Genomic DNA, 23,826 nt, shown 5'->3' with positions numbered 1-23,826 from the left:
AGGGGCTTAATGCAAAATCAGCCGCTGCTTCTGTCGTCCTTGTTGCGGTACGCGGACCGGTTCCATGCGAGCACGGAAATCGTGTCGCGCACTGTCGAAGGCCCCATTCATCGTTATACCTATCGCGACGCTGCACGACGCACCCGGCAACTGGCCAGCGCGTTGCATCGCTGGGGTGTCAGGTTCAGCGACCGGGTCGCGACCATGGCCTGGAATAACTATCGCCATTTTGAGTTGGAGCATGGTGTAACCGGTATGGGCGCCATCTGGCATGCGATCAACCCGCGATTGATTCCGGCGCAGATCTCCTACATTGCCAACCACGCAGAAGATAAGGTTCTGTTTTTCGAGAGTTCATTCCTGCCGCTGGTTGAAAAGCTCGCACCCGATCTGAAGACCGTACGGTTGTTCGTCTTGATGGTCGACAGCGCTTCAATGCCGTCTGCGACGACGATACCCAACCTGCAATGCTACGAAGATTTTATCAAAACCGGCGACGAAGATTTTGTCTGGCCGGAGTTTGACGAGCTATCGGCGTCTTCGTTGTTCTACACTTCGGGAACCACGGGCAATCCCAAGGGCGTGCTCTACTCCCATCGGTCCGATTTGTTGCACGTTCTGACGGAAAGCGGAGCGCATAGCTTCGGCTTTACCGCGCTGGACACGGTTTTGCCAATGACGCCGATGTTTCACGCCAACGGCGCCTGGGGGTTTACCTACGCCCCGCCGATGGTGGGCGCCAAGCTCGTCCTGCCGGGACCGAAACTCGATGCCGCAAGCATCGCCGAATTGATCGAGGCCGAGGGGGTAACGCTAACCGCCGGTGTGCCGACGCTCTACACAAAACTTCTGCAGCATTTCACGGAGCAGGGCCGTGGCGTCGGAACGTTGAAGCGGATCGCGGTTGCGGGATCTGCGCCGGCACCAAGCATGATGGAAGCCTACGAACGCCTCGGTGTTTCGGTCAATCACATCTGGGGAATGACGGAAACGAGCCCCACCGGCACCACGCCACAGCCTTCACGGAAAGTCGCAAAATCGTCGGCGCAGGAGCAGCTTCACCGCAAGACCATGCAGGGGCAGCCGCTCTTTGGTGTCGATGTGAAGATCGCGGACGAAAATGGAAACGAGATGCCCCGCGACGGCAAATCCAGCGGCCGCCTGATGGTTCGCGGTCCCTGGGTTCTCAGCGGCTACTACCGCGAAGAAAAGCCTTTGCTGGAAGACGGGTGGTTCAACACGGGCGATCTCGCCGTGATGGATGATGACAACTACATCCAGCTCACTGATCGAGCCAAGGACGTCATCAAGTCCGGCGGTGAGTGGATCAGCTCGATCGATGTCGAGAACCTGGCGATCGGTTGCCCCGGCGTGGCCGAGGCGGCTGTCATCGGCATTCCCCATCCACAATGGGAGGAGCGTCCGCTGCTCGTTGTGGTGCCGTCTGCATCGGAACCGGCGACCGCAAAGTCGATCATCGCATTTCTGGAAGGGAAGATCGCCAAGTGGTGGATGCCGGATGATGTTATTTTCATCGACGCTCTGACCTACGGCGCGACCGGCAAGGTGCAGAAGATGGAGTTGCGCCAGCGCTTCGCTGGGCACTACACCGCGCAGAAAAGCGCGTAACGGAAAAGGCGCCAGAAAATCTGGCGCCTTTGTCTATAGATCGAACTGATCGTCTGGAACGTTGCTGTTTAAGCCGCCCGAGCCTTTGCTCGCGGGGTTTTTGCCTTGGCCACCTTCGCAGGCTTCGGCGGGATGGTCTTCGGGCGTGCACCAGGACCGGGATGGACGTGAACTTCCTTCGCCAGCAATGGCTCGCCGCATTCAGAGCAGATCATGACCGGGTTGAACTGGTGGCCGCACTTCTGATGTTCGTGAAGCAGCGGCCGGCCACGCTCGTCGACCATGTGGATATCGCCCCAATGAACGATCGCCATCATGATCGGGTAAAGGTCGAGGCCCTTCTGGGTGAGAATGTATTCGTGCCGCTTGGGCGATTCCTGATAGGCGACTCGCCGCAGGACGCCGAGACGGACCAGCTTCTTGAGGCGCTCGGCCAGAAGATGCCGGGTGATCCCGAGAGCGGACTGAAATGCCTCAAACCGGCGGGTCCGCAGGAAGCATTCGCGCAGGATCAGGAGGCTCCATCGGTCGCCGATTACGCCGATGGTACGGGCCATGGAACAGGGTTCTTCTTCTAGTTCATCCCATCTCATCGTGGTCTCCGGTTCGTGCGCAAGGCTGATCGTCGGTTCATATTATATAGCCTGCATACGTACCATTCTAAATAGGCACTGAGTTGGACAAAAGTCCTATTTTGGGCTGGGTGGCGTAAAATCTGCCCGGAAGGCCAGATCGAATTGACAGTTCAATTTTAGAACTCTATGAATGGCCCACGCTCCGGGCAAGGGCGGTAAATATCAAAAGACACGTCGGACGACGTGTGACGGAGGAGGAGAAGCGCGTGACCAGTCCCTTGAAGGTCGAGTTTCAGTTCGATTTCGGTAGCCCGAATGCCTATCTGGCAGAATATGCGATTCCGGGCATCGAAAAGCGTACCGGCGTCAAGTTTGACTATGTCCCGGTGCTGCTTGGAGGCATCTACAAGGCGACCAATAACATGTCGCCGTCCGACTCGCTGCGTGGCATCAAGAACAAGCCGGAGTTCAATGCGCTCGAGACCGAGCGTTTTCTCCGCAAGTACGGTATCACCAAGTTCAAGCAAAACCCGTTCTTCCCGGTCAACACCCTGACGCTGATGCGCGTCGGCACGGCGGCCCAGTTTGAAAACATGTTCGAGCCCTATTTCCGGGCCGCCTATCATCACATGTGGGAAGAGCCGAAGAAGATGGACGATCCGGAGGTGTTCCGGAATGCATTCCTGTCGTCGGGCATCGACATCGACCGGCTTTATGCGCGTGCGCAGCAGGACGATGTGAAGAAGCGCCTGATCGAGGTCACCACCGATGCGGTGAATCGCGGCGCATTCGGCTCGCCGACCTTCTTCGTCGGCAAGGAAATGTTCTTCGGCAAGGATCAGGTGCGCGACGTGGAAGAGTCCATTGTCGAACAGCTCGGCGCGGCGAAGGCCAAATCCGCCTGATCGCGGCTCAAGGTTCTCGTTCCATCACGACTTTGCTCGGGTAAGGCCGACAGGCCGTCCCGCCAGGAAATCAGGGAAGAAGCAGATGTCCGGTCCCCTTCATGGTGTGCGTGTTCTCGATCTGACCGCGGTGGTGTCGGGACCGTATGCGACGATGTTCCTGGCGGACCAGGGCGCGGATGTGCTGAAGGTCGAGCCTACTACCGGAGATGGCACTCGCCGGAGCCGGAATCTGATCGATGCGGCTGGCGAATTCTCCGCGCTGTTCGTGTCGTGCAACCGCGGCAAGCGCTCGCTTTCGATCGATATTAAAAGCAACGCCGGCCGCGAAGTGCTGGCGAAGCTCGCTGCGCAGGCGGACGTGTTGGTGCAGAACTTCCGTCCGGGCACGATGGAGCGCCTCGGGCTCGGTCATGAGGAATTGCGCAAGAAGTACCCGCGGCTGATTTACGTCTCGATTAGCGGGGTGGGCGACAGCGGGCCTTACGTCAAAAAGCGCGTCTATGACCCGATCGTCCAGGCGCTGTCTGGTTTTGCCGACATCCAGTCGCAGCCGGGGACCAACCGGCCGCAGATGATCCGCACCATCGTCTGCGACAAGACGACGTCGGTGTTCACGGCGCAGGCGGTGTCGTCGGCTCTGTACGCACGCGAGAAGACGGGCAAGGGCGACCACATCCAGGTGGCGATGCTGGACACCATGATCTCGTATTTGTGGCCGGAAGGCATGATGCAATACACGGTGGTGGGCAAGGAGACGGCGGTCGGCGATCCGAACGATCGGCCTGATCTCGTGTTCCAGACGCTCGACGGTTACATTACCGCCGGCACCATCTCGGATTCCGAGTGGCAGGGCTTCTGCAACGCGACCGGCGACCCAGCGCTGGCCAAGGACGAGCGTTTCGCCACGCCGAGCGCGCGGTTCATCAACGCCACGGCCCGCATCAACACTATGCAGACGTATATCGGCAAATACACCACGGCCGAATGGCTGAAGCGGCTGGACGAGAACGATGTGCCGTGTTCGCCGATCCTGCGGCGCGGCGAAATCATCGACAACGAGCAGGTTGTGGCGCGGGGTCTGATCGAGGAATTCGAGCAGCCGACAGTTGGCCGTGTGCGGCAGCCAAAGCCCGCGGCGATCTTCGAGGTCAACAAGGCTGCCATCGGAGGTCCGGCGCCGCGGGTCGGCGAGCACTCCCGTGCGGTGCTGCGCGACCTCGGCTACAGCGATAGCGACATCGACGCCATGATCGCAAACAAGGCCGTTAGGGCGGCGGGGTAAAAAAAACCGCGATGCTCACCGCATCGCGGGTACTTTCATCGGAAAATCAAGCTTGCTTTTTGACGGGAGCACTGGGCGGCGTCGGCGTCATATTCGCTGCCATTCCGCTGCGATATCCCGGCCGCGCCTGGATGCGTTCGAGATAGGGGTGGGCGTTGTCGCAAATGCCGACACCGTAAGCGATCGCCCAATCGAGACATGTCGTGAGTAGAATGTCCGCGCTGGTAAACTGATCGCCCATCAAGAACGTTCGCCCATCGGCGAGAGCCACTTCGACGTGCCGCAACTGCTCGCGAAAATACTCGCCGGCTTTGGCGACGACATCGGGGGCAATGCCGTAGATCGGCCCAAGCGCGTCAGCGCTGTGGCGGCGCATCACGTAGAGGCTTGTTGAATCAAGCTCGGTCACAATGAAAAAGCACCATTCCAGCCACTTGGCATACTGCGCTTTGTCTTCTGGAATGAGCGATCTGCCTGGCCCGCCGTAGGTGCGCGACAGATACGCGACAATGGCGGCGCTCTCACCGATCGCGAAATCGCCGTCCTGCAGCAACGGCACTTTTTGGCGCGGGTTGAGCTTGGTGTATTCAGCGGTCTTGGTCTCGCCGGTGCGAGGGCCGATGGCGCGGGTTTCGTAGGTCAGGCCAAGTTCGGCCATCGCCCAGTGCGGGCGGACCGTACGGCTGGTTCCGACGCCCCACAGGGTGAGGTGCGGTGCGGTCGCCATGTCACCAGGTCTCCACAGAGGGACGCAGATCGAGTTCGTGAGTCCAGCCGTCGCGCTTCTGGTGATGTGTGAACCAGTACGCGTCTGCAATCGAGTCTGTCTTGGTCAGGCTGTCGGCCGGGATGTCGCTGGCTTCAATACCCTTTGCGGCCTTCATACGCAGATGAATCGCCTCGCTGTCCACGGCCGCGTCGATCAGCAGATGGACAACATGAATATTCTTGGGGCCCAGTTCGCGCGCCATCGCTTGGGCCACGGCACGGAGGCCGAACTTGGCAGATGAGAACGCGGCAAAACCTTTCCCGCCGCGCACACTCGCTGTTGCGCCGGTGAACAGGATGGTGCCCCGGCCGCGCGGGAGCATGTACTTGGCGGCTTCGCGGCCGACAAGAAATCCGCCATAGCAGGCGAGTTCCCATGCCTTGAAGAACAGCTTCTCGGTGGTCTCCAGCAGCGGCTTGTTGACGTTGGAACCGGCGTTGTAGAGGCAGACCTCAATCGGCCCGATTTCCTTTTCGATGCGCGCAAACATGGCCTGCACATCGGCTTCCTGGCGGGCATCGACGCTGATGGCGTGGACTTCACATCCTTCCGCCTTCAATTCATCGACAAGCGATTGAGATTTCGCTGCGTCGCGGCGGGCCACGCATACCTTGTATCCACCCTTGGCGAATCGGCGGGCGACCGCCGCACCGATAGCGTCACCCGCGCCGACCAGCAAAACCACGCCGTTGCCCTGAGCCAAGATCGTTTCTCCCATTAAGTTCTTATTTGATACTTTCTTTCATAGCGGCCATACCGATCCTTGTAAACGAATATCGTCGCAATCTGCACCGACTTGTGGCCTATGGGTGGGCTGAGGCCGGAACCAAGATCTATCGCGCCGCATCATTCAGATTGACTAGTTCTAAAAAAGAACGCTAACGTGCGTCCACGTCAAGACCGCCGCCGAAGCGGTCGAAGAATATTGCCGGAGGATAAATTGGCTAGCGCTCAACCTGAATTCGATGTCTCCGATATTCTGGATGGATTGCCAGAGCGGCTACACGACACGATGGCACGCGCCGTCGCGGAAACCCCGGATCATCCGGCCCTGATCGAGGATGGCCGAGCCTGGTCTTATCGGCAACTGGCCAACAATGTTGACCAAACCGCTGCATCACTGACCGCATTGGGCATTCGTCCGGGCGACCGGATGATGATTGTCAGCGAGAATAGCATCGCGCTGGTGGCGCTTCTGCTGGCTGCCAGCAAGATCAACGCCTGGGCCATTGTTGTGAATCCGCGGCTATCGCCACGCGAGTTGGATCAGATTCGCGATCACAGCGGCTCGCGCCGCATGTTCTTCACGGCTGATGTCTCCGGCGAGGCTGCGAGCCATGCGCAGCGCGTGGACGCGGAAATCGCGAAGGTCGGTCCGCTCGACAATATCGGCGTCAGTGCGTTGAACGAGACGACGACGCCGGAGCCTGTGCAAACCAGTCCGGCGAAGCAGGTGGCTGTCCTGATCTATACGTCCGGGACCACAGGGACGCCAAAAGGCGTCATGCTGACTCACGAGAATCTGCTGTTTAGCGCCAGGACCACGGCGCTGCTCAGGCAGATGGACAATCGGGACAAGCTCTACGTCGTTCTTCCCATCTCTCATATCGTCGGTGTTTCGCTGACTTTGATGACGCTGATGACAGGCGGCACCGTCCGGCTGGTCAGCAAGTACGATCCCGCAGCGCTTGCAAAAGCCATCGCGGAAGAGGGGATCACCATCCTCAATGGTGTGCCGGCAACCTATCAGCGCCTGCTTGAGTACAAGACGCTTTCCGGCGTCCCGAAACTGAACAAGGGTTCGCTGAGATATATTGGCGTTGCTGGCGCGCCGCTCGATCCAGATTTGAAGTCCCGTGTCGAGGCAGAGCTTGGTCTGCCTCTGCTGAATGGATACGGCATTACCGAATGTGCGCCGGGGATTTCTGGCGTTCGGATCGAAGCGCCACGCCCTGACAGTGCGGTCGGCCAGATTGTGCCGGGCGTGGAAGGGCGCATCATCGATCGCGACGGCAAGCTGGCAGCGAACGGAGCTGTGGGCGAACTTCATGTTCGCGGAAAGAACGTGATGCTCGGATACTACCGCGCGCCTGATTTGACAGAGAAGGTCATCGATCGCGATGGATGGTTCAATACAGGCGATCTAGCGTACCTTGACGGCGACTGCATGTTCATCGTCGGGCGCACCAAGGAAATGATCATTCGTTCGGGATTCAACGTCTATCCCGCCGAAGTGGAAGCCGTGCTGAGTTCGCATGACGCAGTCGTGCAATCCGCTGTCGTCGGACGTAGTGCCGACGGCAACGAAGAAGTGGTGGCGTTCGTTCAACTGCTGAAGGGCTCTAACGTGACGCCCTCCGAACTGATGGCGTTCGCCGGCAAACAGCTCACATCTTACAAGCGTCCATCGCAGATCATCGTGCTCGATGCATTGCCGGCGACATCGACGGGCAAGATTCTCAAACACAAGTTGGCTGAATCGTTGCGAGGCACCTGACGTCTCGTTGAGACGCCGCCTTCGCTGATGAACTTTGAATATTCCTCTTTCTAGGAGAAAGATCTTGCAGAAACGTAATGCGACCGTGGCGGTGATCGGCGCCGGAGATTTCATCGGCGGCGAAATCGCCAAGAAATTCGCAGCCGAAGGTTTCACGGTCTTTGTGGGGCGCCGTCAGGGCGAGAAACTCGAGCCTCTGATGAAAGAGATCAGAGATGCAGGCGGCACGGTATTTGGCCGTTCGCTCGATGCGCGCAAGGAAGAGGAGATGATTTCCTTCATTTCCGACGCCGACAAGCATGCTCCGCTGGAAGTCTGCATTTTCAACATCGGCGCCAACGTCAATTTCCCGATCCTCGAAACCACCGAACGGGTCTTCCGCAAGGTTTGGGAAATGGCCTGCTACTCCGGCTTCCTTGCGGGACGTGAAGCAGCCCGGGTGATGCTGCCGCGCGGCAAAGGTGCGATCTTCTTCACCGGTGCGACCGCGAGCTTGCGCGGCGGTTCGGGGTTTGCGGCTTTCGCCAGCGCCAAGTTCGGTCTTCGCGCCGTCGCGCAGGCGATCGCGCGGGAGCTTGGACCGAAGAACATCCACGTTTCTCACCTCATCATCGATTCCAGCGTCGATACGGAGTGGGTGCGGCAACTGATCGCCAATCGCGAGGGCAAAGAGGCGATCGAGAATCTCGATCCGAACCGCCTGATGCGCCCGGCTGCTGTCGCAGAGACTTATTGGCAGCTTTATCAGCAGCCGCGCGATGCCTGGACATTCGAGACCGAAATCCGCCCGTTCGGCGAGAAGTGGTAACGGAGCCTTCCGATGGAGCTGAAGCTTTCCAGTGAAGATGCGGCGTTTCGGGATGAGGTAAGGGCCTTCATCGCGGACAACTATCCGCAGGAAATGCGCGTGCCGAATCCGGAAACGGATCTGACCAAGGAGCAGTCGATGCTCTGGCACAAGATCCTGCACAAGAAGGGATGGATCGCACCGCTGTGGCCGAAGGAATACGGCGGGCCCGGCTGGTCGATCACACAGCGCTTCATCTGGGAGCAGGAAACCACGCGCGCCGGAACGCTGCCGCCTCTGGCGTTCAGCGTCACGATGGTTGGGCCTGTTATCTATACGTACGGCAACGACGCGCAAAAGAAGAAGTTTTTGCCGCGGATTCTGTCGGGCGAGGACTGGTGGTGCCAAGGTTACTCGGAGCCTGGCTCAGGATCGGATCTTGCGTCGGTTCGCACCAAGGCAGTGCGTGAGGGCGACCATTACATCGTCAATGGTCACAAGACCTGGACCACGCTGGCCCAGCACGCAGACTGGATTTTCTGTCTGGTGCGTACGGACCCGACAGCGAAGGCGCAGTCGGGCATTTCCTTCCTGCTCATCGATATGAAGAGTCCGGGTGTAACGGTTCGGCCGATCATCACGATCGACGGGTCGCATGAAGTCAACGATGTCTTCCTGGAGAACGTCCGCGTTCCCGCCGAAAATCTGATCGGTGAGGAGAACAAGGGTTGGACTTACGCGAAATTCCTGCTCGGCAACGAGCGGACCAGCATGGCGGGCATCGGGCGCTCGACACGCTATCTGAACAAGCTGAAGAAGATCGTGAAGGCCGAGGTTGCCGAGGACGATCCTGCTTTCAATGAGTTCACCAAGGACATTGCCCGCGTCGAACTCGATGTGCTGGCGCTGGAAGCCACCGAGCTTCGCGTTGTTGCGCAGATGGCGCGGGGGATCGATCCGGGACCTGCGGCCTCGCTGTTCAAGATCCGGGGCACCGAAATCTTCCAGCGCATCACCGATCTGACGCACCGGGCCATTGGCAACTACGGTCTGGCGCTACGCGAGCATCCGGCCAGCGCAAACACCTTCATGCCGGGGCCGGTCGATGGTCACACCGCGCCAGAGAAGTATCTGAACGCGCGCAAGCTCAGCATTTACGGCGGATCGAACGAGATCCAGCGCAACATCATCGCGAAAGCGGTGCTCGGTCTTTAATCGCGTCGCACGAGGCATCCGGTGGATATTCAGTTTACGGAAGAACAGGAACTCCTGCGTAGCAGCATTCAGAAACTGCTACGCGACCAGTACGATTTCGATACGCGTCGTAAAATCGTCGCGACGGAAGAAGGGTGGAGCAAGGAGCACTGGAGCGCTTTCGCGGAGCTTGGCCTGCTGGCCGCCCCCTTTGCCGAGTCCTCTGGCGGGCTTGGCGGCGGACCGCTGGCGACGATGATCGTGATGCAGGAATTCGGCCGCCATCTCGTGGTGGAGCCCTTCTTCGAGACCGTCGTGCTGGCGGGTGGTCTGATCGAGGATGTCGGCACCGACGCACAACGTGAAGAATTTCTGCCACCGATCATGGCGGGTGAAGCTGTCTGGGCGCTGGCATGGACCGAGGGCCGGTCGCGGTATGACCTCAATAATGTAGCAACAACTGCCAAGCGCAGTGGCGACAACTACATCCTGAACGGTGCGAAAGCCGCGGTGATGGGAGCGCCATGGGCCGACAAACTGATCGTGTCGGCGCGTACGCTCGGCGGGCCGCGCGACAACGCCGGTGTCAGCCTGTTCGTCGTTGACCGTCAGTCGGCTGGACTTCATCTGCAAAGCTTCAAGACGATCGATGGGCGGCGCGCGGCGGAGATCACGCTGAAGGATGTCAGCGTGCCGGCAAACCGTCTGCTCGGGGTTGAAGGCAAGGGCGTGTCAGCGCTCGAAGCGTGCAGAGATCGCGCCATTGCTGCCCAGTGCGCCGAGGCAACCGGGGCGATGGCTGAACTGAACGCGGCCACGCTGGAATACAGCAAGACCCGTAAACAGTTCGGCGTGACGCTTGGGACCTTCCAAGTGTTGCAGCACCGGATGGTCGATATGTTCATCGCGCTCGAGGAGGCGACGTCGCTTACCCAGCACCTGAACCTGAGCGTGGCTGACCGTGATCCGCAAGGATCGAAGCTTGCGTCGGGCGCAAAGTCGAAGATCGGCGAGGCGGCCCGTTTTGTCGGCGAGCAGGCGATCCAGCTTCATGGCGGCATGGGCATGAGCGACGAACTCAATGTCGGTCACTATTTCAAGCGCATCGCATCGATCAACATCCAGTTCGGCGACCCGACTTATCATCTGTTGCGTTACGCCCGCGCCGCCTGATCTTCGATCGACCTTCTTGCATGGCAGCATTGCCAGAGCCAGGGGCACTTTTTGTTATATGATCGATATAATACAAAAGAGCTTCACCTAGAGCCTGCTGACAGTTGGCTCACATCCTGGAGATCATCGGATGGTAGATGCAGTTATCGTTTCCACCGCTCGCACCGGCATCGGCAAAGCCTATCGCGGCGCGCTTAACAACACCGAAGGTCCCACGATGGCGGGCCACGTCATGGCTGAGGCGGTGAAACGCGCCGGGATCGAGCCGGGCGAGGTCGAGGACGTGGTGATGGGCTGCGCGATGCAGCAGGGCACCATGGTCATGAACGTTGCGCGCAAGGGCGCGATCCGCGCCGGACTTCCGATCACGGTCGCCGGTACGACCATCGACCGCCAGTGCGCGTCGGGTTTGCAGGCGATTGCTGTCGCCGCGCGCTCGGTCATGCTGGACGGCGTCGAGATTGCCATCGGCGGCGGCATTGAATCGATCAGCCTCGTTCAGAACGAGCATATGAACAAGTTTCATGCTGTCGACGATGAGCTGATGGCGATGAAGCCGGACATGTACATGTCAATGCTGGAGACCGCCGAGGTGGTCGCTGCGCGTTACAACATTCCGCGCGACAAGCAGGACGAGTACGGCCTTGAATCCCAGCGCCGCACCGGCGCAGCCATTCAGGGCGGGCGCTTCAACGACGAGATCGTTCCGATCACCACCAAGATGGCTGTGGTGGACAAGGAGACCAAGCAGGTCTCGTTCAAGGATATCACCCTGACTAAGGACGAAGGCCCGCGTCCAGATTCGACCGCCGAAGGCATCGCCAGCATCAAGCCGGTATTCGAGGGCAAGACCATCAGCGCCGGCAACGCCAGCCAGTTGTCTGACGGCGCCTCGGCCAGCGTCATCATGAGTGACAAGGTCGCTGCCAGGAAGGGCCTCAAGCCGCTCGGCATCTTTCGTGGTTTTGTCGCTGCGGGCGTCGAGCCGGACGAGATGGGTGTCGGCCCTGTGGTAGCGATTCCCCGCCTGCTGAAGCGTCATGGTCTCAAGATCGATGACATCGATCTCTGGGAATTGAACGAGGCCTACGCCGTCCAGGTCATCTATTGCCGGGACAAGCTGGGAATCGATCCGGAAAAGCTCAACGTCAACGGCGGCTCGATCGCCATGGGGCACCCTTACGGGATGACCGGCGCGCGCCTGGCCGGACACGTTCTGATTGAAGGCCGTCGCCGCAAGGCCAAGTACGGCGTCGTGACCATGTGCATCGGTGGGGGCATGGGCGCGGCGGGACTTTTCGAAATCCTGCACTGAACACACTACGGCGTTGGTCTCCCTGACTTGCGTCTTAAACTGGCCCGGCGCCCGATAGGTCGCCGGGCCTCTTTTATGAGGATTGGCCCGGAAAACATTTATCCTTGGCCCGAACAAAACTCCCCTTGATGCGTTTTAGAGCGTCGATCAATATTTGGCATCGATCCCAACCGATTGGGTGCGGACGTGTTGCGACGCAAGAGCATTGCTTTATCGCTGATCTCTCTCACCATGCTTTCCAGCGGGCTTGTTCTGGGTCAAACGACGCAGGCGACAACGCCGAGCACGCAAAATACGCAAGCTGACAAGCCCACGGATGCGGCGGCACAGGCGACGGGAACGATTCCGGCGCAATCGGAGCCTGTTACCGTTGCGCCTGCCCAGCCGGCAGAGGCGACACCCGCTCCGGCACCGGTCCCGCTGTCTCTAGCCGAGCAGAAAGCCGCCGACAACAAGGCTGCTCTTGATGCGTTACTCGGCGAAGCGATGGCGCTGAAAGCAAGTTATGAAAGTTCGAGGCGAGGCAGGAGCAAGGCGCCGGTATCTCTGTCCGCATTTCGTAGCATGGAGTTGCGCCTCCAGATGGCCGCAGCCGCTGACCCCGCGAATGCGCAGGCGCTTGAGATGGCCAATGCCATGCGCATGATCCAGTACGGAATTCTTCAACCGTCGGTTCAGATCGCTGCCGTCGCCAACCGTGAACTCTATGCCCATGAAATGGGACAGCGGATGCGGGACGATGGAATGAAGGTGGAGGCGTCCGGCCGCGGCAACAGTACGGTCCGGTTTGTGTCGCCGCAGATGACGCGGCAGATGGCCATGCAACTGGTCGAGACGGCGAAGATTCCGGAGCAGGCCAGGGCTCTGCAGTTCAGGCGGGTGGTCTTCAGCAGCGGCCGCCGCTCCTGGACATATGACGTGGCGCGAGGGCGGCTCCGCTAAATCCTTCTCAATCTGCAAGCAGAAAGAGGCCGGTCGATCGGACCGGCCTCTGATCGTTTTGAAGGTGCTCAGCTTATGCTTCGAGCACGGCGACGATTTCGAGCGTGCGCGGGTTCACGACCACGATCTCGCCATTGACGAGGAAGAACTCATATCCACGCCAGTGGGGATAGATCGTGATGACTTCCGCCGGAAGCGGGTGGAAGGTTACCGTTCGCGGAACTCGCGTCCCGACGGAGATCGAGAAGTTAACGTTCGTCACAGGCTTGATGTTCTGCTTGGTGATCGAGGTGCGGATCGTCGTGCGCTGCTCGGTTGTAAGCTTTGCGCTGGCGCCAGCCTGACCGGTTGTTGCCCCGGTCTTCTGATCGCCCTTCATGCCATCCCTTTCGGCGGCATTCTTCTGATCGCCCTTCATGCCGTCCTTCTCAGCGGCGTTTTTCCGGTCGGCCTTCATGCCGTCTTTCGACCTGTCCATATTCGTTTCGGACGCAGCCTTGCCGCTCTTTGTATCGGGAGCCGTTTCCGCGCCCTTCGACTTCATGCCGTCTCGGGTGTTGTCCTGAGCACGCTGGGCATTTCCGCCTTCCCGCGGCACCTGAGCCTGACCGCCCTTCATCTCACCGGACGGTGCAGCCTTTTCAGCAGGTGCGCCGGCTGAGGGTGCAGGCTGGGATGCAGCAGGCGCGTTCGGCGCATTGCCAGGCGTCTGCGCTGAGACCAGTCCGGCGCTGCCGATCAGGGCGGCCGTCGCGACGGTCATCAAAAGCTTCGTCTTCATGGTATCCTCCTCGTTGTCTGCCCAATCCTCAACGAGAAGCCATCGGCTCTGTTCCTTATAAAAATAGTATGTTGCGTGAACAGCGGTTCATCCGGAACATCGCTCCGGGATGAGTGCGGAATTTTTTCGGATTACGAAATATCGTGTGATGGGGCGCGGTAGCCGTAGGCATGCGCTGCTGTAAACATCGCCCACATCGCGCCCAGCATCATCCAGAAATGCCGCCAGTGGTCGACATCGATGATGAAGGCCTCGCAGACCGTGCCAAAAAACGCGGAAAAAACCGCCAGATACATCCGCTGCCAAGGTACGCGCACGAAGATCAGCTTGAATCCCATAATAACGGTGATGAACACAAGCGCCGGGAAGCAAACCCCGGCGATCCAGCCGCCGGACATGAAGGCGTTCAGGAATGAGTTGTGCGTGTCTTCGGGGAAGAACTTGGTGAACTGAAGCGGGCCAATCCCCCACGGGAGTTCAAGGGCCATCTGGAAGCCGAGCGCATGCCGCCCGAAGCGTCCGAACCGCCCGCTGTCGTAAGTCTGGTTCAGGCTCGCCCGCTCCTTGAAAAGATCGCCGATGGAATCGATTGAGAGCAGCGCGACCAGGAGCAACGCGGAGCAGGCTACAGCCGCAATCGCCACGGTGACGATGCGTGTGCGCTGCGCCTGTGACGGCGTCGTCACGTACATCAGCATCAGCATGAGGGCCGAGCAGCCTATCAATTGCCCCCAAGATGCGCGGGAGAACGCAAGCAGGACTGCAAGGCTCACGATCCCGAGCGCAATCGCGCTGCGGAACGACTTCCAGAAAGTCTGGGTCACGACGCTCTGCAGCAGAAACAAGGCCGGCAGGATCAGGTAAGCGCCGAGCACGTTCGGATCCTTGAACGTCCCGCGCGCGCGGCTGTAAAGCGTAAAAAGGTCGTAACCCGCGAGATTGAAGTAGCCAACGATGCCTGCCAGGGACGCAATCAGCGCTCCGAAGATCAGACCTCTCCGAAGATACTCAAGTCGGATGGCGGTGTCTTCCGCCAGAACCATCGCAAAAAACAGACACGTGATCGCCATGTACCATGAGGTCAAAATCCAGTTCAGGATCTCGGATTTGTCCAACAGGTATATCGAGCAGATGGTGTAGCCGAGGTTCAGCAGGAAGAGCAGGATCAGCAGCGGAATGAACACCGGTCGCATGCGTAGGCCGGTCGCAAAAAAGAAGACCACCGACGCCAGCGTCATCAGTTCATAGGGGCTCGGCTCAATGAAGACGATCGCCCCGCCAGCGCCGACTGCCCACATCAACGCTCGTTGGATCGCCGCGATGCCGGGCGGCGTCGCAGTCGCGGGAAGGGCGTAGTCTGCGGCTGCGAGTGAAGCCATTGCGAACCGGAATCCTCTCGCGCGTTCTGCGCGTCAGCTCAGTGGTTCGAGCATGATGTCGTCCGAAAGCCGCGTGGCAATCCTCGGCGTCATGCTCAGTAGGCGTTCTCGCCCTTGATCAGAGCGAACGGTGTCTTGAAGAGGATGTACAGATCGAACAGGACCGACCAGTTCTCGATGTAATACAGGTCAAACTCGACGCGCTTCTGGATTTTCTCGTCGGTATCGACCTCGCCGCGCCAGCCGTTGATCTGCGCCCATCCCGTGATGCCGGGCTTGACGCGATGGCGGGCGAAGTATCCGTCGACAGCTTCGTCGAACAGGCGGCTTTGCAGCTTGCCTTGCACGGCATGGGGACGGGGGCCGACCAGCGAGAGGTTGCCCTTGAAGACGACATTGAAGAGTTGCGGCAGTTCGTCGAGGCTCGTCTTGCGGATGAAACGGCCGACGCGGGTAACCCGCTTGTCTCCCTTGGTCACAACTTTCGAGGCCAGCGGGTCGGCCTGGTCGTGAAACAGCGACCGGAACTTGAAGACGTCGATCCGCTCGTTGTTGAAGCCATAGCGCTTCTGCAGGAACAGCACGGGGCCGGGGCTGTCGAGCTTGATGGCGAGCGCAACGAGTGCCATCACCGGTGCAAGCAGGACGAGGATGATCGCGCCGACGATGCGGTCGAATGCCGACTTCAGCACCATGTCCCAATCCGTAATCGGCTGCTCGAATACATCAAGGGTTGGGACTTTGCCGAGGTACGAATAGGAGCGCGGGCGGAAGCGCAGCTTGTTGGTGTGCGCCGACAAGCGGATATCAACGGGAAGCACCCAGAGCTTTTTCAGCATGTCGAGAATGCGCGTCTCTGCAGAGATCGGCAGCGCAAACAGCACCAGATCGATCCGGGTGCGGCGGGCGAATTCAACGATGTCGTCGATCTTTCCAAGTTTCGGCTGGCCGGCACAGGTGTCGAGCGCGCGAGAGTCGTTGCGATCATCGAACACGCCGAGGATCTGAATATCGGAGTCGTCCTGCGCGTTGAGCGCGCGGATCAGGTTTTCACCGTTCTGGTCGGAGCCGACGATGATCGTCCGGCGGTCGAGGCGGCCTTCACGCGCCCAGCGGCGGACCATCGAGCGCAGAATGATCCGGTCCGCAAACAGCGCACCCAGTCCGACGAAGAAAAAGGCTGAAAGCCAGACGCGGGAGATCGTATCTCCCAGCTTGGCGAAGAACGATGCACCGATGAACAGCAGGAAGACGAAAGCCCATGACGACGCCATGCGCGTCATCTGCCGGAGTTGCCCCCGGAATATCTGCACATCGTATATTTCAGCGGCCTGAAAACTGATGACTGCGCAGGCCGCTACCCCGACGATAGCCGCGGCGTACTGAAAGGAGAAACCGCTGGTGCCCGGCAGCACATACCAGAGATACAATGCAAGCCCGACTGCGGTCAGTAGCAGGAAATCCACGATCCGCACAATGCCGCTGATCACAACTGTGGAGTAAGCCCGGCGGACTTTCTCATTGGCAACGGCAAGAGCCGCCGGAGAAAGGCGTTTGCGGCGCTCCAGCCGAGGCGCGCCTTCGGCCGCGCTCATGGTGGCTGTTCCCGCCGCGGCGGCATTCATCATCGTTCGGACGTCGATCGGTTCCACGGCTGAAATTTCCGTTATTGTACCGTCATGTGGCGACAGGCCAAGGAGAACCAAGGTTCCCGGCCTCATGCCTAGACAACAAATCGGAAGAATTGGTTATCGTCGATAAAGGTAGGTTAACGTTCGTTGAACGCGTCGCGATAGCCGCTGATGACGCCGTCGACCATCGCCTTCTGGGAGAAGTGAACGAAGATGCGTTCGCGCAGGTTCCGGGCGCGCTCACGGGTCGCGTCCATGTCGGCGAGTGCCATTTCGATCGCGTCCGCCATCGCACCGATGCTGTTTGCGACAAAAAGTCCGCTCGTGTGTGGCCCGAGGATTTCGGGGATGCCGCCGACGCTGGCTGCGACCATCGGGATACCGGCGGCAGCGGCTTCGATAACAACGTATGGCATCGAGTCGCCGCGGGAAGGGACCACCAGCAGCTTGCCCTTCGAGAAACCAAATCTCGCCCTGACATGGCCGATAAACCGTACGGCATCACCGATGTTCAGGCGGCTGACGAGTGCCTTCAGGGCTTCGGTTTCCTCGCCGTCCCCTGCAAGCGTCAGCGTCACAGGCTTGCCATCGGCCCGCAGCCGCGCCACGGCCTGGATCAGCAGATCCGCGCCTTTGATCTCCCGAAACTCGCCGACATAAACAATATCGGTCGCATCTTCGGCCACGGGCACTGGATCGAACTCGGACGCAGTGACGCCGTTGAAAACGCAGCGGACCAGCCCGCCGGGCTTGCCGACGACGCGCAGATAGGTGTCGCGTGCAAAAGCGCTTTCAAACAGGAACAAGTCGGTGCGGTTCATGAGGGCGCGTTCCATCCGCGCATAAGCGCCGCCCTTTAGCGTGCCGGGTGGGTAGTGCAGGGATCCCCCATGCGGGGTGTAGACCCTGATCGACTTCTTCGACTTGCCTTTCAGGCGAACGAACGCACCGGCCTTTGCGCCATGTCCATGCAGCACGTCGGGCTTGAGGGACCGCGCGAGGCGCAGGAAATGCAGGGCGGTCACGCTGTCGATGGGGTGCGGCTCCCGGCGGATGGCAAGGCGATAAATCCCGAGTTTGAGTTTCGGGGCGATCTCCTTGAGCGCGGCTTCTGCGCGCTCCCCGCCGGTCAGGCTGTCGGCGAGAATGCCGACCTCATGTCCACGTTCGGACTGTCCCACAGCAAGGTCGAGGATATGACGGAAAATCCCGCCGACCGGCGCGCGAACAGCGTGCAGAATTCGCAGCGGAGAGGTCGGGGTCTCGGGCATCGTCAGAACCAGCGTTCGGCGACCACGACGGTGTCCCCGGGTTTCAGAAGCGTACCAGGCGGTACGACAGCCTGAACGGTGCCAGCTTCGCCCATTCGGGTTAATTTGATGCTGCTGCGCTGCGCGCGAGGGGTGAAGCCGCCAGCAATTGCGACGGCGCTCTCCACGGTCATGTTGGGCACGTAGGGATATTGGCCGGGAGCGGTGACTTCTCCGAGGATGAAGAAGGGCCGGTATGTTTCGACCTCCGCGGCGACATAGGGCTCGCGAAGGTAGCCGTTCTTGAGCCGGGCCGTGACCGCCGCAGCCAGCCCTGTTGGCGTCAGGCCGCGCGCGCGAACTGCGCCGATCAGCGGCATGGTGATCGAGCCGCTCGCGTCGACCGTGTAGGTGTTGGTGAGACCTTCCTGGCCGTAGACAACAATGCGCAGCCGGTCGCCGGAATTAAGCCGGTAGGGCTCATCGTGAGCGCCGCCGGCGGAATCGACCTGGGTTGTCGCGACGCTCATCGCACGTATGGGCTGAACCGGACCATAGGCCATTGCGTCGAGGCTGCCGTTATCGATGATCGCCACCGGCGCAGCCGTTTTCATGCAGCCCGACATCACGAGCGCGAGAATGAAGCAGAAAAGACGCGCGCGGCTGCGCTGCATGGGAGAATCCAAATAAGTATCGAGTCTGATTAAGAACTTTCATGGTTAATAAAATGTGACCTGAGCCCGTTTGGGCCACTGCCGGGCAGGGTGAGCACGTCCCTCGATTAACCCGGCAGCAACCTTAATGGAGTGTAATCAGCTGCGTAAATGATCTGGATTCGCGACAGTGCCGTAGCGTCCGGGTGGAGAGTGTTCGATGCGTTTTTCGTTCTGGCGTGACTGGATGGACAAGGTGCCGTTCCGGGCCAAGGCTGCTGCCGCTCCGGCAACTGCAACGCCCGTACCAGTTGCGCCTGCCTCATCCCCGGAGCTTGGCGACGTCGATCTTCGGGCCATCTGGAATACGCTGGTTCGCAAGCGGATGTGGGTCATCGGGCCGACTGCGCTTGCGTTCGTGCTCTCGCTTCTCGTCGTCAATATCATCACGCCCCGGTACAAATCCGAAGCCCGTATCCTGATCGACGGGCGGGAGAACGTCTTCCTGCGTCCGACCGGTGACCGCGCCGAGGAGCGGGGCAGCCTCGATGCGGAAGCGGTGACAAGTCAGGTCCAGTTACTGTTGTCGCGCGAACTGGCCCGAGAGGTCATCAAGGCGAACAGGCTCTCGGAGCTTCCCGAGTTTGACCCGGTTCTGCGCGGCGTATCGCCGTTGCGAACGCTGCTGGCCCTGTTCGGCATCGTTCGTGATCCCTTCAAGATGACCCCGGAGGAGCGGGTTCTTGAGGCTTACTATGAACGGCTGACCGCCTATGCCGTCGACAAGTCGCGCGTGATGGTGATCGAATTTCAGTCGCAGGATCCCGAACTGGCGGCGCGCGTCACCAACTCCATTGCCGATGGCTATTTGGTGCTTCAGCAGGCCGCGCGGCAAAATCAGGCAAAATCGGCCTCGCAATGGCTACTTGTCGAGATCGAGAGCCTGCGCAAGAAGGTTGCGGACGCCGAAGCTCGGGTCGAGGAGTTCCGCTCGAAGTCAAACCTTTTTGTGGGCACTAACAATACCACGCTGTCCAACCAGCAGCTCGGCGAACTGAACACACAGCTCAACAATGCGCGGGCGCTGAAATCCGACGCGGAATCGAAGTCGCGATTGATCCGCGAGATGCTTCAGAGCGGCAAGCCGATCGAAGCATCGGAAGTTCTCAATTCCGAGCTGGTTCGCCGCCTGTCCGAACAGCGCGTGACACTTCGGGCACAGCTTGCCGAGCAATCCTCCACGCTGCTCGGTGGTCACCCACGTATCAAGGAATTGAAGGCGCAGATCCTGGATATCGATCGACAAATTCGCGAAGAGGCGAGCAAGATATCCCGTTCGCTCGAGAACGATGCCCGTATCGCAAGCGCTCGGGCTGACGGGCTCAATGGCAGCCTCGATCAATTAAAGCGCCAGGCGTCATCTACCAACGGTCAGGATGTCCAGTTGCGTGCGTTGGAGCGCGAAGCCAAGGCGCAGCGTGACCTGCTGGAATCCTATCTCGCCAAATATCGCGAAGCGACGACCCGCGAGAACATCGATACAGCCCCGGCTGACGGCAGGATCATTTCCCGGGCAATCGTATCGAACACACCGGCATTCCCGAAGAAGCTTCCCACGGTGCTGATCGCAACCCTGGCGACGCTGATGCTGAGCGGAGGTTACATCGCGACGGGTGAGTTGCTTCGTATGACTGCGCCACGCCCCGGCATTGCGGTGCGTGCTCCAATCGTCGCCCCACGCGATACGCCCCAGCAAATGCCCGCCGGTATCGTGGAAATCGAGCGGCTTGCAGCCATGCTGCGCGGCGGCTCGGCTCGGAAAATTACCGTTATCGGGGCCCATCAGGACGAAAGTGTAACGCTGGTCGCGCTCACGCTCTCCCGATTGCTGTCGCGTAATTCCAAGGTTGTTCTTGTCGATCTTGCGATGGCGTCGCCGACGCTCGCAGCTGTGTCGACCGATCCGGCGTCGCCAGGATTGACTGAATTGATGCAGGGGTCGGCTTCATTCAGCGACATCATCACCAAGGATCGCCTGTCCCCGGTCCACATCGTCGGGGCAGGGCGCGATGCCGCGCAGCGGCAGCTTCTGCAATTGCCCCGGATCAATCTCGCAATCGATGCGCTGTCGCGTGCCTATGATTATGTGGTGCTCGATGCCGGCACTGCTTCGGATCTGCCCGCGAACGTCATCGCTGCGCAGGCGCATGCGGTTATCATTCCCGACCCGGCGATCACCACGAGCGCGCGCGAGATGATGAAGAGCCAACTGCTTGAATCAGGGTTTGCCGGGGTGACCATTCTCGCCGCGCCGCTGAAGGTCATCGACCTCGTTGTGCCCGGTGAACGGGTTGCGGCAGCCTGAGCCGCTCGCGGAGATTTCCGACTAGCGGGAGATCGCGTTGCGCAGCAATCGCGCCATGTGCATCAGTGCCGGGTTGTGTTTGACCAGCCGCTTGGCGTGAGTCAGTGACGACATGCCCAGCGCCGCGAACTTGCCCCGCGCGGTCAGGGGAATGAACGCATCAACAAGCGGCTCGTCTTCCTTGCAGAAGGTCAGCTTGTACTCGTCCGATCCCACGCCGAAATCCACCGACCGATAGCCGCGATCGCCGAAGTGATCGATCATGTAGCGCAGCAGGATCAGGCCAGGGCTGTAACGCGCGTTGTCCGAAATCGTGTAGGTGTTGAACATGGTGGAAAACCGCTCGCCATCGGCGACACAGGAGAACACCGAAATCAGCTCGCTGTCGCATTCGAGTGCGTGAAGCTCAATGGCGCGGTCGCCGTTTGGCAGTTTTGCCAGACAGGCGCTGCGAACAAAGGCTTTGGTCGCTTCATCGGAGAAGATATCAGGCAATTTCGAAAGCGCCATGCGCTGCGGCTTGATGATGAAGAATGCATCGAGCAGCCGGTTGATATCGGCGTCTGTCGCCGCAACGAAATAACGATAGCCCGGAAGACTCTGGAGCTTGCGCTCCTTGTTGCGCAAGCGCCGCCGCGTCGACGTACTGACGCGATCCTCCGGTTTGCAGCCGGGCGTCATTGTCATCATGGGGCAGGGGTTGGTCGAAGGCTGTCCGGCAAGCTGCGCCAGCGGATTGACGATGTTTTGCCAGCGCTGCGGTTGTTGCGCGAAAGCCAGGACGTCGATGTCATCCGTTTGGCCGCGGATCGCGGAGACCAGCGCGTCCACTTCTGCGCGGGTCATGGTCTCGATGAAATCGCGGCGCCATAGCGCCATATTGAATGTTGGGTGCTTGCCGCCCATGAAGCGCGCGATCTTCGCGCCGTTCTCTCGGCTAACCACGAGCGGTAGCAACAGCAGCGGCCGATTGTCCGCACCGCTGGCGATAACGATAAGGGGCGTTGCGCCCTCATGCTTTCCGATGGTTTGCTGCCATGCGTCGAGCAGCTCGAAGCGCTGATAGGGGGTAGAAAGATACTCGGGACCTTCGAATGCCCGCCAGCGTGCCTCGGACTCCGGCATACTGCGAACAATATCGACGCGCGCGATCCGGTTTGAAGCCGGATGCGTCTGCGAATTTGTGTCGGAGCCGAGAAGTGCTGCAGCCATGGCCATCTGAGGACCTGAATTCCTTGGCATTTTGAGATTGCGGCTTGGCCGACCTTATTCAAAGAAATGTCAACAAAGAGTAATGAGAATACAGGCGCGGCTGGCGATGGCGCGCGCAAGAGGGGGGCCCAGGTGCGGTTTCGGAGGAACATGCTGGCGGATGTGGGGCTTGAACTCGGCTATTTCTCCGGCTTGGCGCGTATCCTCGAGAGGCGAACCGGCGGCTCCGGGGCCATCCTCAAATTCGAGCATGTCCGGCCCCGGCGCGGCGATCCGTTCCAGCCGCTGCGACCGTATGAGATCACGCCCGAATTTCTCGACAAGGCGATTGCTGCCCTGAAGCGGTGGGGCTTTGATTTTCTGTCCATCGGCGAGGTCGCCGAGCGTGCGCAACAGCCAGCCCTTGCGCAGCGCTTTGTCTGCCTGACCTTCGATGGCGCGCATCGCGACTTCATGACTTACGCCTATCCGGTGTTGTCGCGTCATCGGGTGCCGTTTACCCTCTATGTTCCGACGGGCTTTGTCGACGGTATCGGCAAAGCGTGGTGGCTCGCGCTTGAGCAGGTCATTGCGCGCAACGCCCGGATCGGCCTTGTGATGAACCGTGCCGAAAGGCATTTCTTCGCCGCCCGGCTTTCGGAGAAGGATCAGCTTTACGATGCGTTGCACGGGTGGATGATGACGCTTTCACCGGACGATGTTGCGATAGCGATCGGCGATCTGTGCGGTCGTTACGGCGTTGATATTAACGCTATCTCGCGTGACATTGCTATGAACTGGCAAGACCTCGCCAAACTGGCGCGCGATCCGCAGGCGACGATTGGAAGTTCGACGGTCAATTATCCGAACCTCGCGCGCACAAAGGGCACGAGCGCCTTGAGGGAAATGTCCATGGGCCGAACGGTGCTGGAAACTGCGCTGGGCGGCCCATGCCGTCATTTTGCGTATCCGTTCGGTGGACAGGGATGTTTCGGGCCCCGGGAGATGATGCTGGCGCGCGAAGCGGGATTTATCAGCGCGGTGTCCACCGGGCCCGGCGTTGTCAGATCCGACGGTCAATCGGAGCTGATGGCGTTGCCGCGGATTGCGTGGGATGGGCGACGGAATTCGCTGCGCGCGCTCCGCGTAGTTCTGTCGGGGATCACCCTACGGAAGGCGAAGGTGCGCGTGCAGGAACCTGCGGTGAACTACGGCTGAGGATCCGGCCGCGACATCCATGCGATAAGTGGCATGGCGGGCAGCACCCAGCCGAGACCGGCCACCACGTAGAAGATCGCCTGAGCAAGCTTCGATGCCGCAAGCCAAGGGGTTTGGGCGATCGCCATGCCGGCCAGCGACCACACAACCACGAGCCCCAAAAGGCCGAAAGTTCCGATCAGTTTTCGCGTGCGAATCGTCATGACATAATTGTGCTGGTGGCTGCAAACACGCGTCTTGCGTGGAAAAGTGCTGCGACTATAAGGACGGCGCGAATTCATTCAAGG

General features: G+C 60.0%; 21 protein-coding genes. 11 read left to right on the top strand and 10 right to left on the bottom strand.

Annotation, left to right across the window (positions count from 1 at the left end):
- Positions 1-9: 9 nt before the first annotated feature.
- The gene (locus AC1Q67_RS00960) at positions 10-1,629 is read left to right on the top strand and encodes a long-chain-fatty-acid--CoA ligase (protein ID WP_492235723.1); all 1,620 of its coding nucleotides are present in this window, start codon (positions 10-12) and stop codon (positions 1,627-1,629) included.
- A gap of 68 nt (positions 1,630-1,697) precedes the next feature.
- Here the strand turns inward: AC1Q67_RS00960 and AC1Q67_RS00955 are convergent, their stop codons facing one another.
- Positions 1,698-2,222, bottom strand: coding sequence for a winged helix-turn-helix transcriptional regulator (locus AC1Q67_RS00955; protein WP_492235532.1), 525 nt, complete (start codon positions 2,220-2,222; stop codon positions 1,698-1,700).
- A gap of 248 nt (positions 2,223-2,470) precedes the next feature.
- On the opposite strand from AC1Q67_RS00955, the gene AC1Q67_RS00950 reads away from it, so the two are divergent.
- Together AC1Q67_RS00950 and AC1Q67_RS00945 are read left to right on the top strand one after the other, a co-directional pair.
- The gene (locus AC1Q67_RS00950) at positions 2,471-3,109 is read left to right on the top strand and encodes a 2-hydroxychromene-2-carboxylate isomerase (protein WP_024575228.1); all 639 of its coding nucleotides are present in this window, start codon (positions 2,471-2,473) and stop codon (positions 3,107-3,109) included.
- Positions 3,110-3,194: 85 nt separating this feature from the next.
- Positions 3,195-4,394, top strand: coding sequence for a CaiB/BaiF CoA transferase family protein (locus AC1Q67_RS00945; protein ID WP_492235533.1), 1,200 nt, complete (start codon positions 3,195-3,197; stop codon positions 4,392-4,394).
- A 46-nt stretch (positions 4,395-4,440) separates the two neighbouring features.
- On the opposite strand, the gene AC1Q67_RS00940 is transcribed toward AC1Q67_RS00945, so the two are convergent.
- Positions 4,441-5,121 (bottom strand): glutathione S-transferase family protein, encoded by a 681-nt coding sequence (locus AC1Q67_RS00940; RefSeq protein WP_024575230.1) that lies wholly within the window; start codon positions 5,119-5,121, stop codon positions 4,441-4,443.
- 1 nt (position 5,122) lies between these two features.
- Positions 5,123-5,881 carry an SDR family NAD(P)-dependent oxidoreductase gene (locus tag AC1Q67_RS00935; protein WP_492238134.1) on the bottom strand — a complete coding sequence of 253 codons (759 nt, stop codon included), beginning with the start codon at positions 5,879-5,881 and terminating at the stop codon, positions 5,123-5,125.
- 222 nt (positions 5,882-6,103) lie between these two features.
- On the opposite strand from AC1Q67_RS00935, the gene AC1Q67_RS00930 reads away from it, so the two are divergent.
- From AC1Q67_RS00930 to AC1Q67_RS00905, 6 genes are all read left to right on the top strand, one after another.
- Complete coding sequence (locus AC1Q67_RS00930; protein WP_492235535.1) at positions 6,104-7,660, top strand: class I adenylate-forming enzyme family protein; 1,557 nt, start codon at positions 6,104-6,106, stop codon at positions 7,658-7,660.
- 64 nt (positions 7,661-7,724) lie between these two features.
- The gene (locus AC1Q67_RS00925; protein ID WP_024575233.1) at positions 7,725-8,468 is read left to right on the top strand and encodes an SDR family NAD(P)-dependent oxidoreductase; all 744 of its coding nucleotides are present in this window, start codon (positions 7,725-7,727) and stop codon (positions 8,466-8,468) included.
- Positions 8,469-8,480: 12 nt separating this feature from the next.
- Positions 8,481-9,662, top strand: a complete 1,182-nt coding sequence (locus AC1Q67_RS00920; RefSeq protein ID WP_492235536.1) for an acyl-CoA dehydrogenase family protein — start codon at positions 8,481-8,483, stop codon at positions 9,660-9,662.
- Positions 9,663-9,683: 21 nt separating this feature from the next.
- The gene (locus AC1Q67_RS00915) at positions 9,684-10,814 is read left to right on the top strand and encodes an acyl-CoA dehydrogenase family protein (protein WP_492235537.1); all 1,131 of its coding nucleotides are present in this window, start codon (positions 9,684-9,686) and stop codon (positions 10,812-10,814) included.
- Between the two features lie 130 nt (positions 10,815-10,944).
- Positions 10,945-12,129, top strand: a complete 1,185-nt coding sequence (locus AC1Q67_RS00910) for an acetyl-CoA C-acyltransferase (RefSeq protein WP_492235538.1) — start codon at positions 10,945-10,947, stop codon at positions 12,127-12,129.
- A 186-nt stretch (positions 12,130-12,315) separates the two neighbouring features.
- Positions 12,316-13,071: a hypothetical protein gene (locus AC1Q67_RS00905; RefSeq protein WP_492235539.1), complete on the top strand. Its 756-nt coding sequence runs from the start codon at positions 12,316-12,318 to the stop codon at positions 13,069-13,071.
- Positions 13,072-13,144: 73 nt separating this feature from the next.
- Here the strand turns inward: AC1Q67_RS00905 and AC1Q67_RS00900 are convergent, their stop codons facing one another.
- The 5 genes from AC1Q67_RS00900 to AC1Q67_RS00880 all read right to left on the bottom strand — a co-directional run bounded on the left by AC1Q67_RS00900 (position 13,145) and on the right by AC1Q67_RS00880 (position 18,786).
- Positions 13,145-13,852: a DUF1236 domain-containing protein gene (locus tag AC1Q67_RS00900; RefSeq protein WP_492235540.1), complete on the bottom strand. Its 708-nt coding sequence runs from the start codon at positions 13,850-13,852 to the stop codon at positions 13,145-13,147.
- 131 nt (positions 13,853-13,983) lie between these two features.
- Complete coding sequence (locus AC1Q67_RS00895; protein WP_492235541.1) at positions 13,984-15,231, bottom strand: O-antigen ligase family protein; 1,248 nt, start codon at positions 15,229-15,231, stop codon at positions 13,984-13,986.
- Between the two features lie 95 nt (positions 15,232-15,326).
- A complete protein-coding gene (locus tag AC1Q67_RS00890) occupies positions 15,327-16,883 on the bottom strand; it encodes an undecaprenyl-phosphate glucose phosphotransferase (RefSeq protein ID WP_024575240.1) in 1,557 nt (518 codons plus the stop codon).
- Positions 16,884-16,999: 116 nt separating this feature from the next.
- Positions 17,000-18,133 (bottom strand): glycosyltransferase family 4 protein, encoded by a 1,134-nt coding sequence (locus tag AC1Q67_RS00885; RefSeq protein WP_492235542.1) that lies wholly within the window; start codon positions 18,131-18,133, stop codon positions 17,000-17,002.
- Positions 18,134-18,135: 2 nt separating this feature from the next.
- Positions 18,136-18,786 (bottom strand): polysaccharide biosynthesis/export family protein, encoded by a 651-nt coding sequence (locus tag AC1Q67_RS00880; protein ID WP_492235543.1) that lies wholly within the window; start codon positions 18,784-18,786, stop codon positions 18,136-18,138.
- Between the two features lie 199 nt (positions 18,787-18,985).
- Between AC1Q67_RS00880 and AC1Q67_RS00875 the strand changes: the two genes are divergently transcribed.
- Positions 18,986-21,130 (top strand): GumC family protein, encoded by a 2,145-nt coding sequence (locus AC1Q67_RS00875; RefSeq protein ID WP_492235544.1) that lies wholly within the window; start codon positions 18,986-18,988, stop codon positions 21,128-21,130.
- Between the two features lie 21 nt (positions 21,131-21,151).
- Here the strand turns inward: AC1Q67_RS00875 and AC1Q67_RS00870 are convergent, their stop codons facing one another.
- The gene (locus tag AC1Q67_RS00870; protein WP_492235545.1) at positions 21,152-22,348 is read right to left on the bottom strand and encodes a GNAT family N-acetyltransferase; all 1,197 of its coding nucleotides are present in this window, start codon (positions 22,346-22,348) and stop codon (positions 21,152-21,154) included.
- Positions 22,349-22,492: 144 nt separating this feature from the next.
- Between AC1Q67_RS00870 and AC1Q67_RS00865 the strand changes: the two genes are divergently transcribed.
- Positions 22,493-23,539 carry a polysaccharide deacetylase family protein gene (locus tag AC1Q67_RS00865; protein ID WP_492235546.1) on the top strand — a complete coding sequence of 349 codons (1,047 nt, stop codon included), beginning with the start codon at positions 22,493-22,495 and terminating at the stop codon, positions 23,537-23,539.
- Here the strand turns inward: AC1Q67_RS00865 and AC1Q67_RS00860 are convergent.
- Positions 23,530-23,742, bottom strand: a complete 213-nt coding sequence (locus tag AC1Q67_RS00860; protein ID WP_006020805.1) for a DUF2842 domain-containing protein — start codon at positions 23,740-23,742, stop codon at positions 23,530-23,532. The two genes, AC1Q67_RS00865 and AC1Q67_RS00860, sit on opposite strands and share 10 nt — an antisense overlap.
- Positions 23,743-23,826 lie beyond the last annotated feature (84 nt).

The sequence above is a fragment of the Afipia sp. GW823-FHT06G09 genome (assembly GCF_058794875.1).
Note: the sequence above shows the minus strand (reverse complement) of the source record. Positions and strands in the feature narration are given on the sequence as shown.

Excerpts from the sequence above, each read along its gene's own strand:
- AC1Q67_RS00860 (WP_006020805.1), bottom strand. The coding sequence starts at position 23,742 with ATGACGATTCGCACGCGAAAACTGATCGGAACTTTCGGCCTTTTGGGG.
- AC1Q67_RS00880 (WP_492235543.1), bottom strand. The coding sequence starts at position 18,786 with ATGCAGCGCAGCCGCGCGCGTCTTTTCTGCTTCATTCTCGCGCTCGTG.
- AC1Q67_RS00875 (WP_492235544.1), top strand. The coding sequence starts at position 18,986 with ATGCGTTTTTCGTTCTGGCGTGACTGGATGGACAAGGTGCCGTTCCGG.
- AC1Q67_RS00870 (WP_492235545.1), bottom strand. The coding sequence starts at position 22,348 with ATGGCCATGGCTGCAGCACTTCTCGGCTCCGACACAAATTCGCAGACG.
- AC1Q67_RS00900 (WP_492235540.1), bottom strand. The coding sequence starts at position 13,852 with ATGAAGACGAAGCTTTTGATGACCGTCGCGACGGCCGCCCTGATCGGC.
- AC1Q67_RS00920 (WP_492235536.1), top strand. The coding sequence starts at position 8,481 with ATGGAGCTGAAGCTTTCCAGTGAAGATGCGGCGTTTCGGGATGAGGTA.
- AC1Q67_RS00960 (WP_492235723.1), top strand. The coding sequence starts at position 10 with ATGCAAAATCAGCCGCTGCTTCTGTCGTCCTTGTTGCGGTACGCGGAC.
- AC1Q67_RS00940 (WP_024575230.1), bottom strand. The coding sequence starts at position 5,121 with ATGGCGACCGCACCGCACCTCACCCTGTGGGGCGTCGGAACCAGCCGT.
- AC1Q67_RS00885 (WP_492235542.1), bottom strand. The coding sequence starts at position 18,133 with ATGCCCGAGACCCCGACCTCTCCGCTGCGAATTCTGCACGCTGTTCGC.
- AC1Q67_RS00865 (WP_492235546.1), top strand. The coding sequence starts at position 22,493 with ATGCTGGCGGATGTGGGGCTTGAACTCGGCTATTTCTCCGGCTTGGCG.
- AC1Q67_RS00935 (WP_492238134.1), bottom strand. The coding sequence starts at position 5,881 with ATGGGAGAAACGATCTTGGCTCAGGGCAACGGCGTGGTTTTGCTGGTC.
- AC1Q67_RS00895 (WP_492235541.1), bottom strand. The coding sequence starts at position 15,231 with ATGGCTTCACTCGCAGCCGCAGACTACGCCCTTCCCGCGACTGCGACG.
- AC1Q67_RS00945 (WP_492235533.1), top strand. The coding sequence starts at position 3,195 with ATGTCCGGTCCCCTTCATGGTGTGCGTGTTCTCGATCTGACCGCGGTG.
- AC1Q67_RS00910 (WP_492235538.1), top strand. The coding sequence starts at position 10,945 with ATGGTAGATGCAGTTATCGTTTCCACCGCTCGCACCGGCATCGGCAAA.
- AC1Q67_RS00955 (WP_492235532.1), bottom strand. The coding sequence starts at position 2,222 with ATGAGATGGGATGAACTAGAAGAAGAACCCTGTTCCATGGCCCGTACC.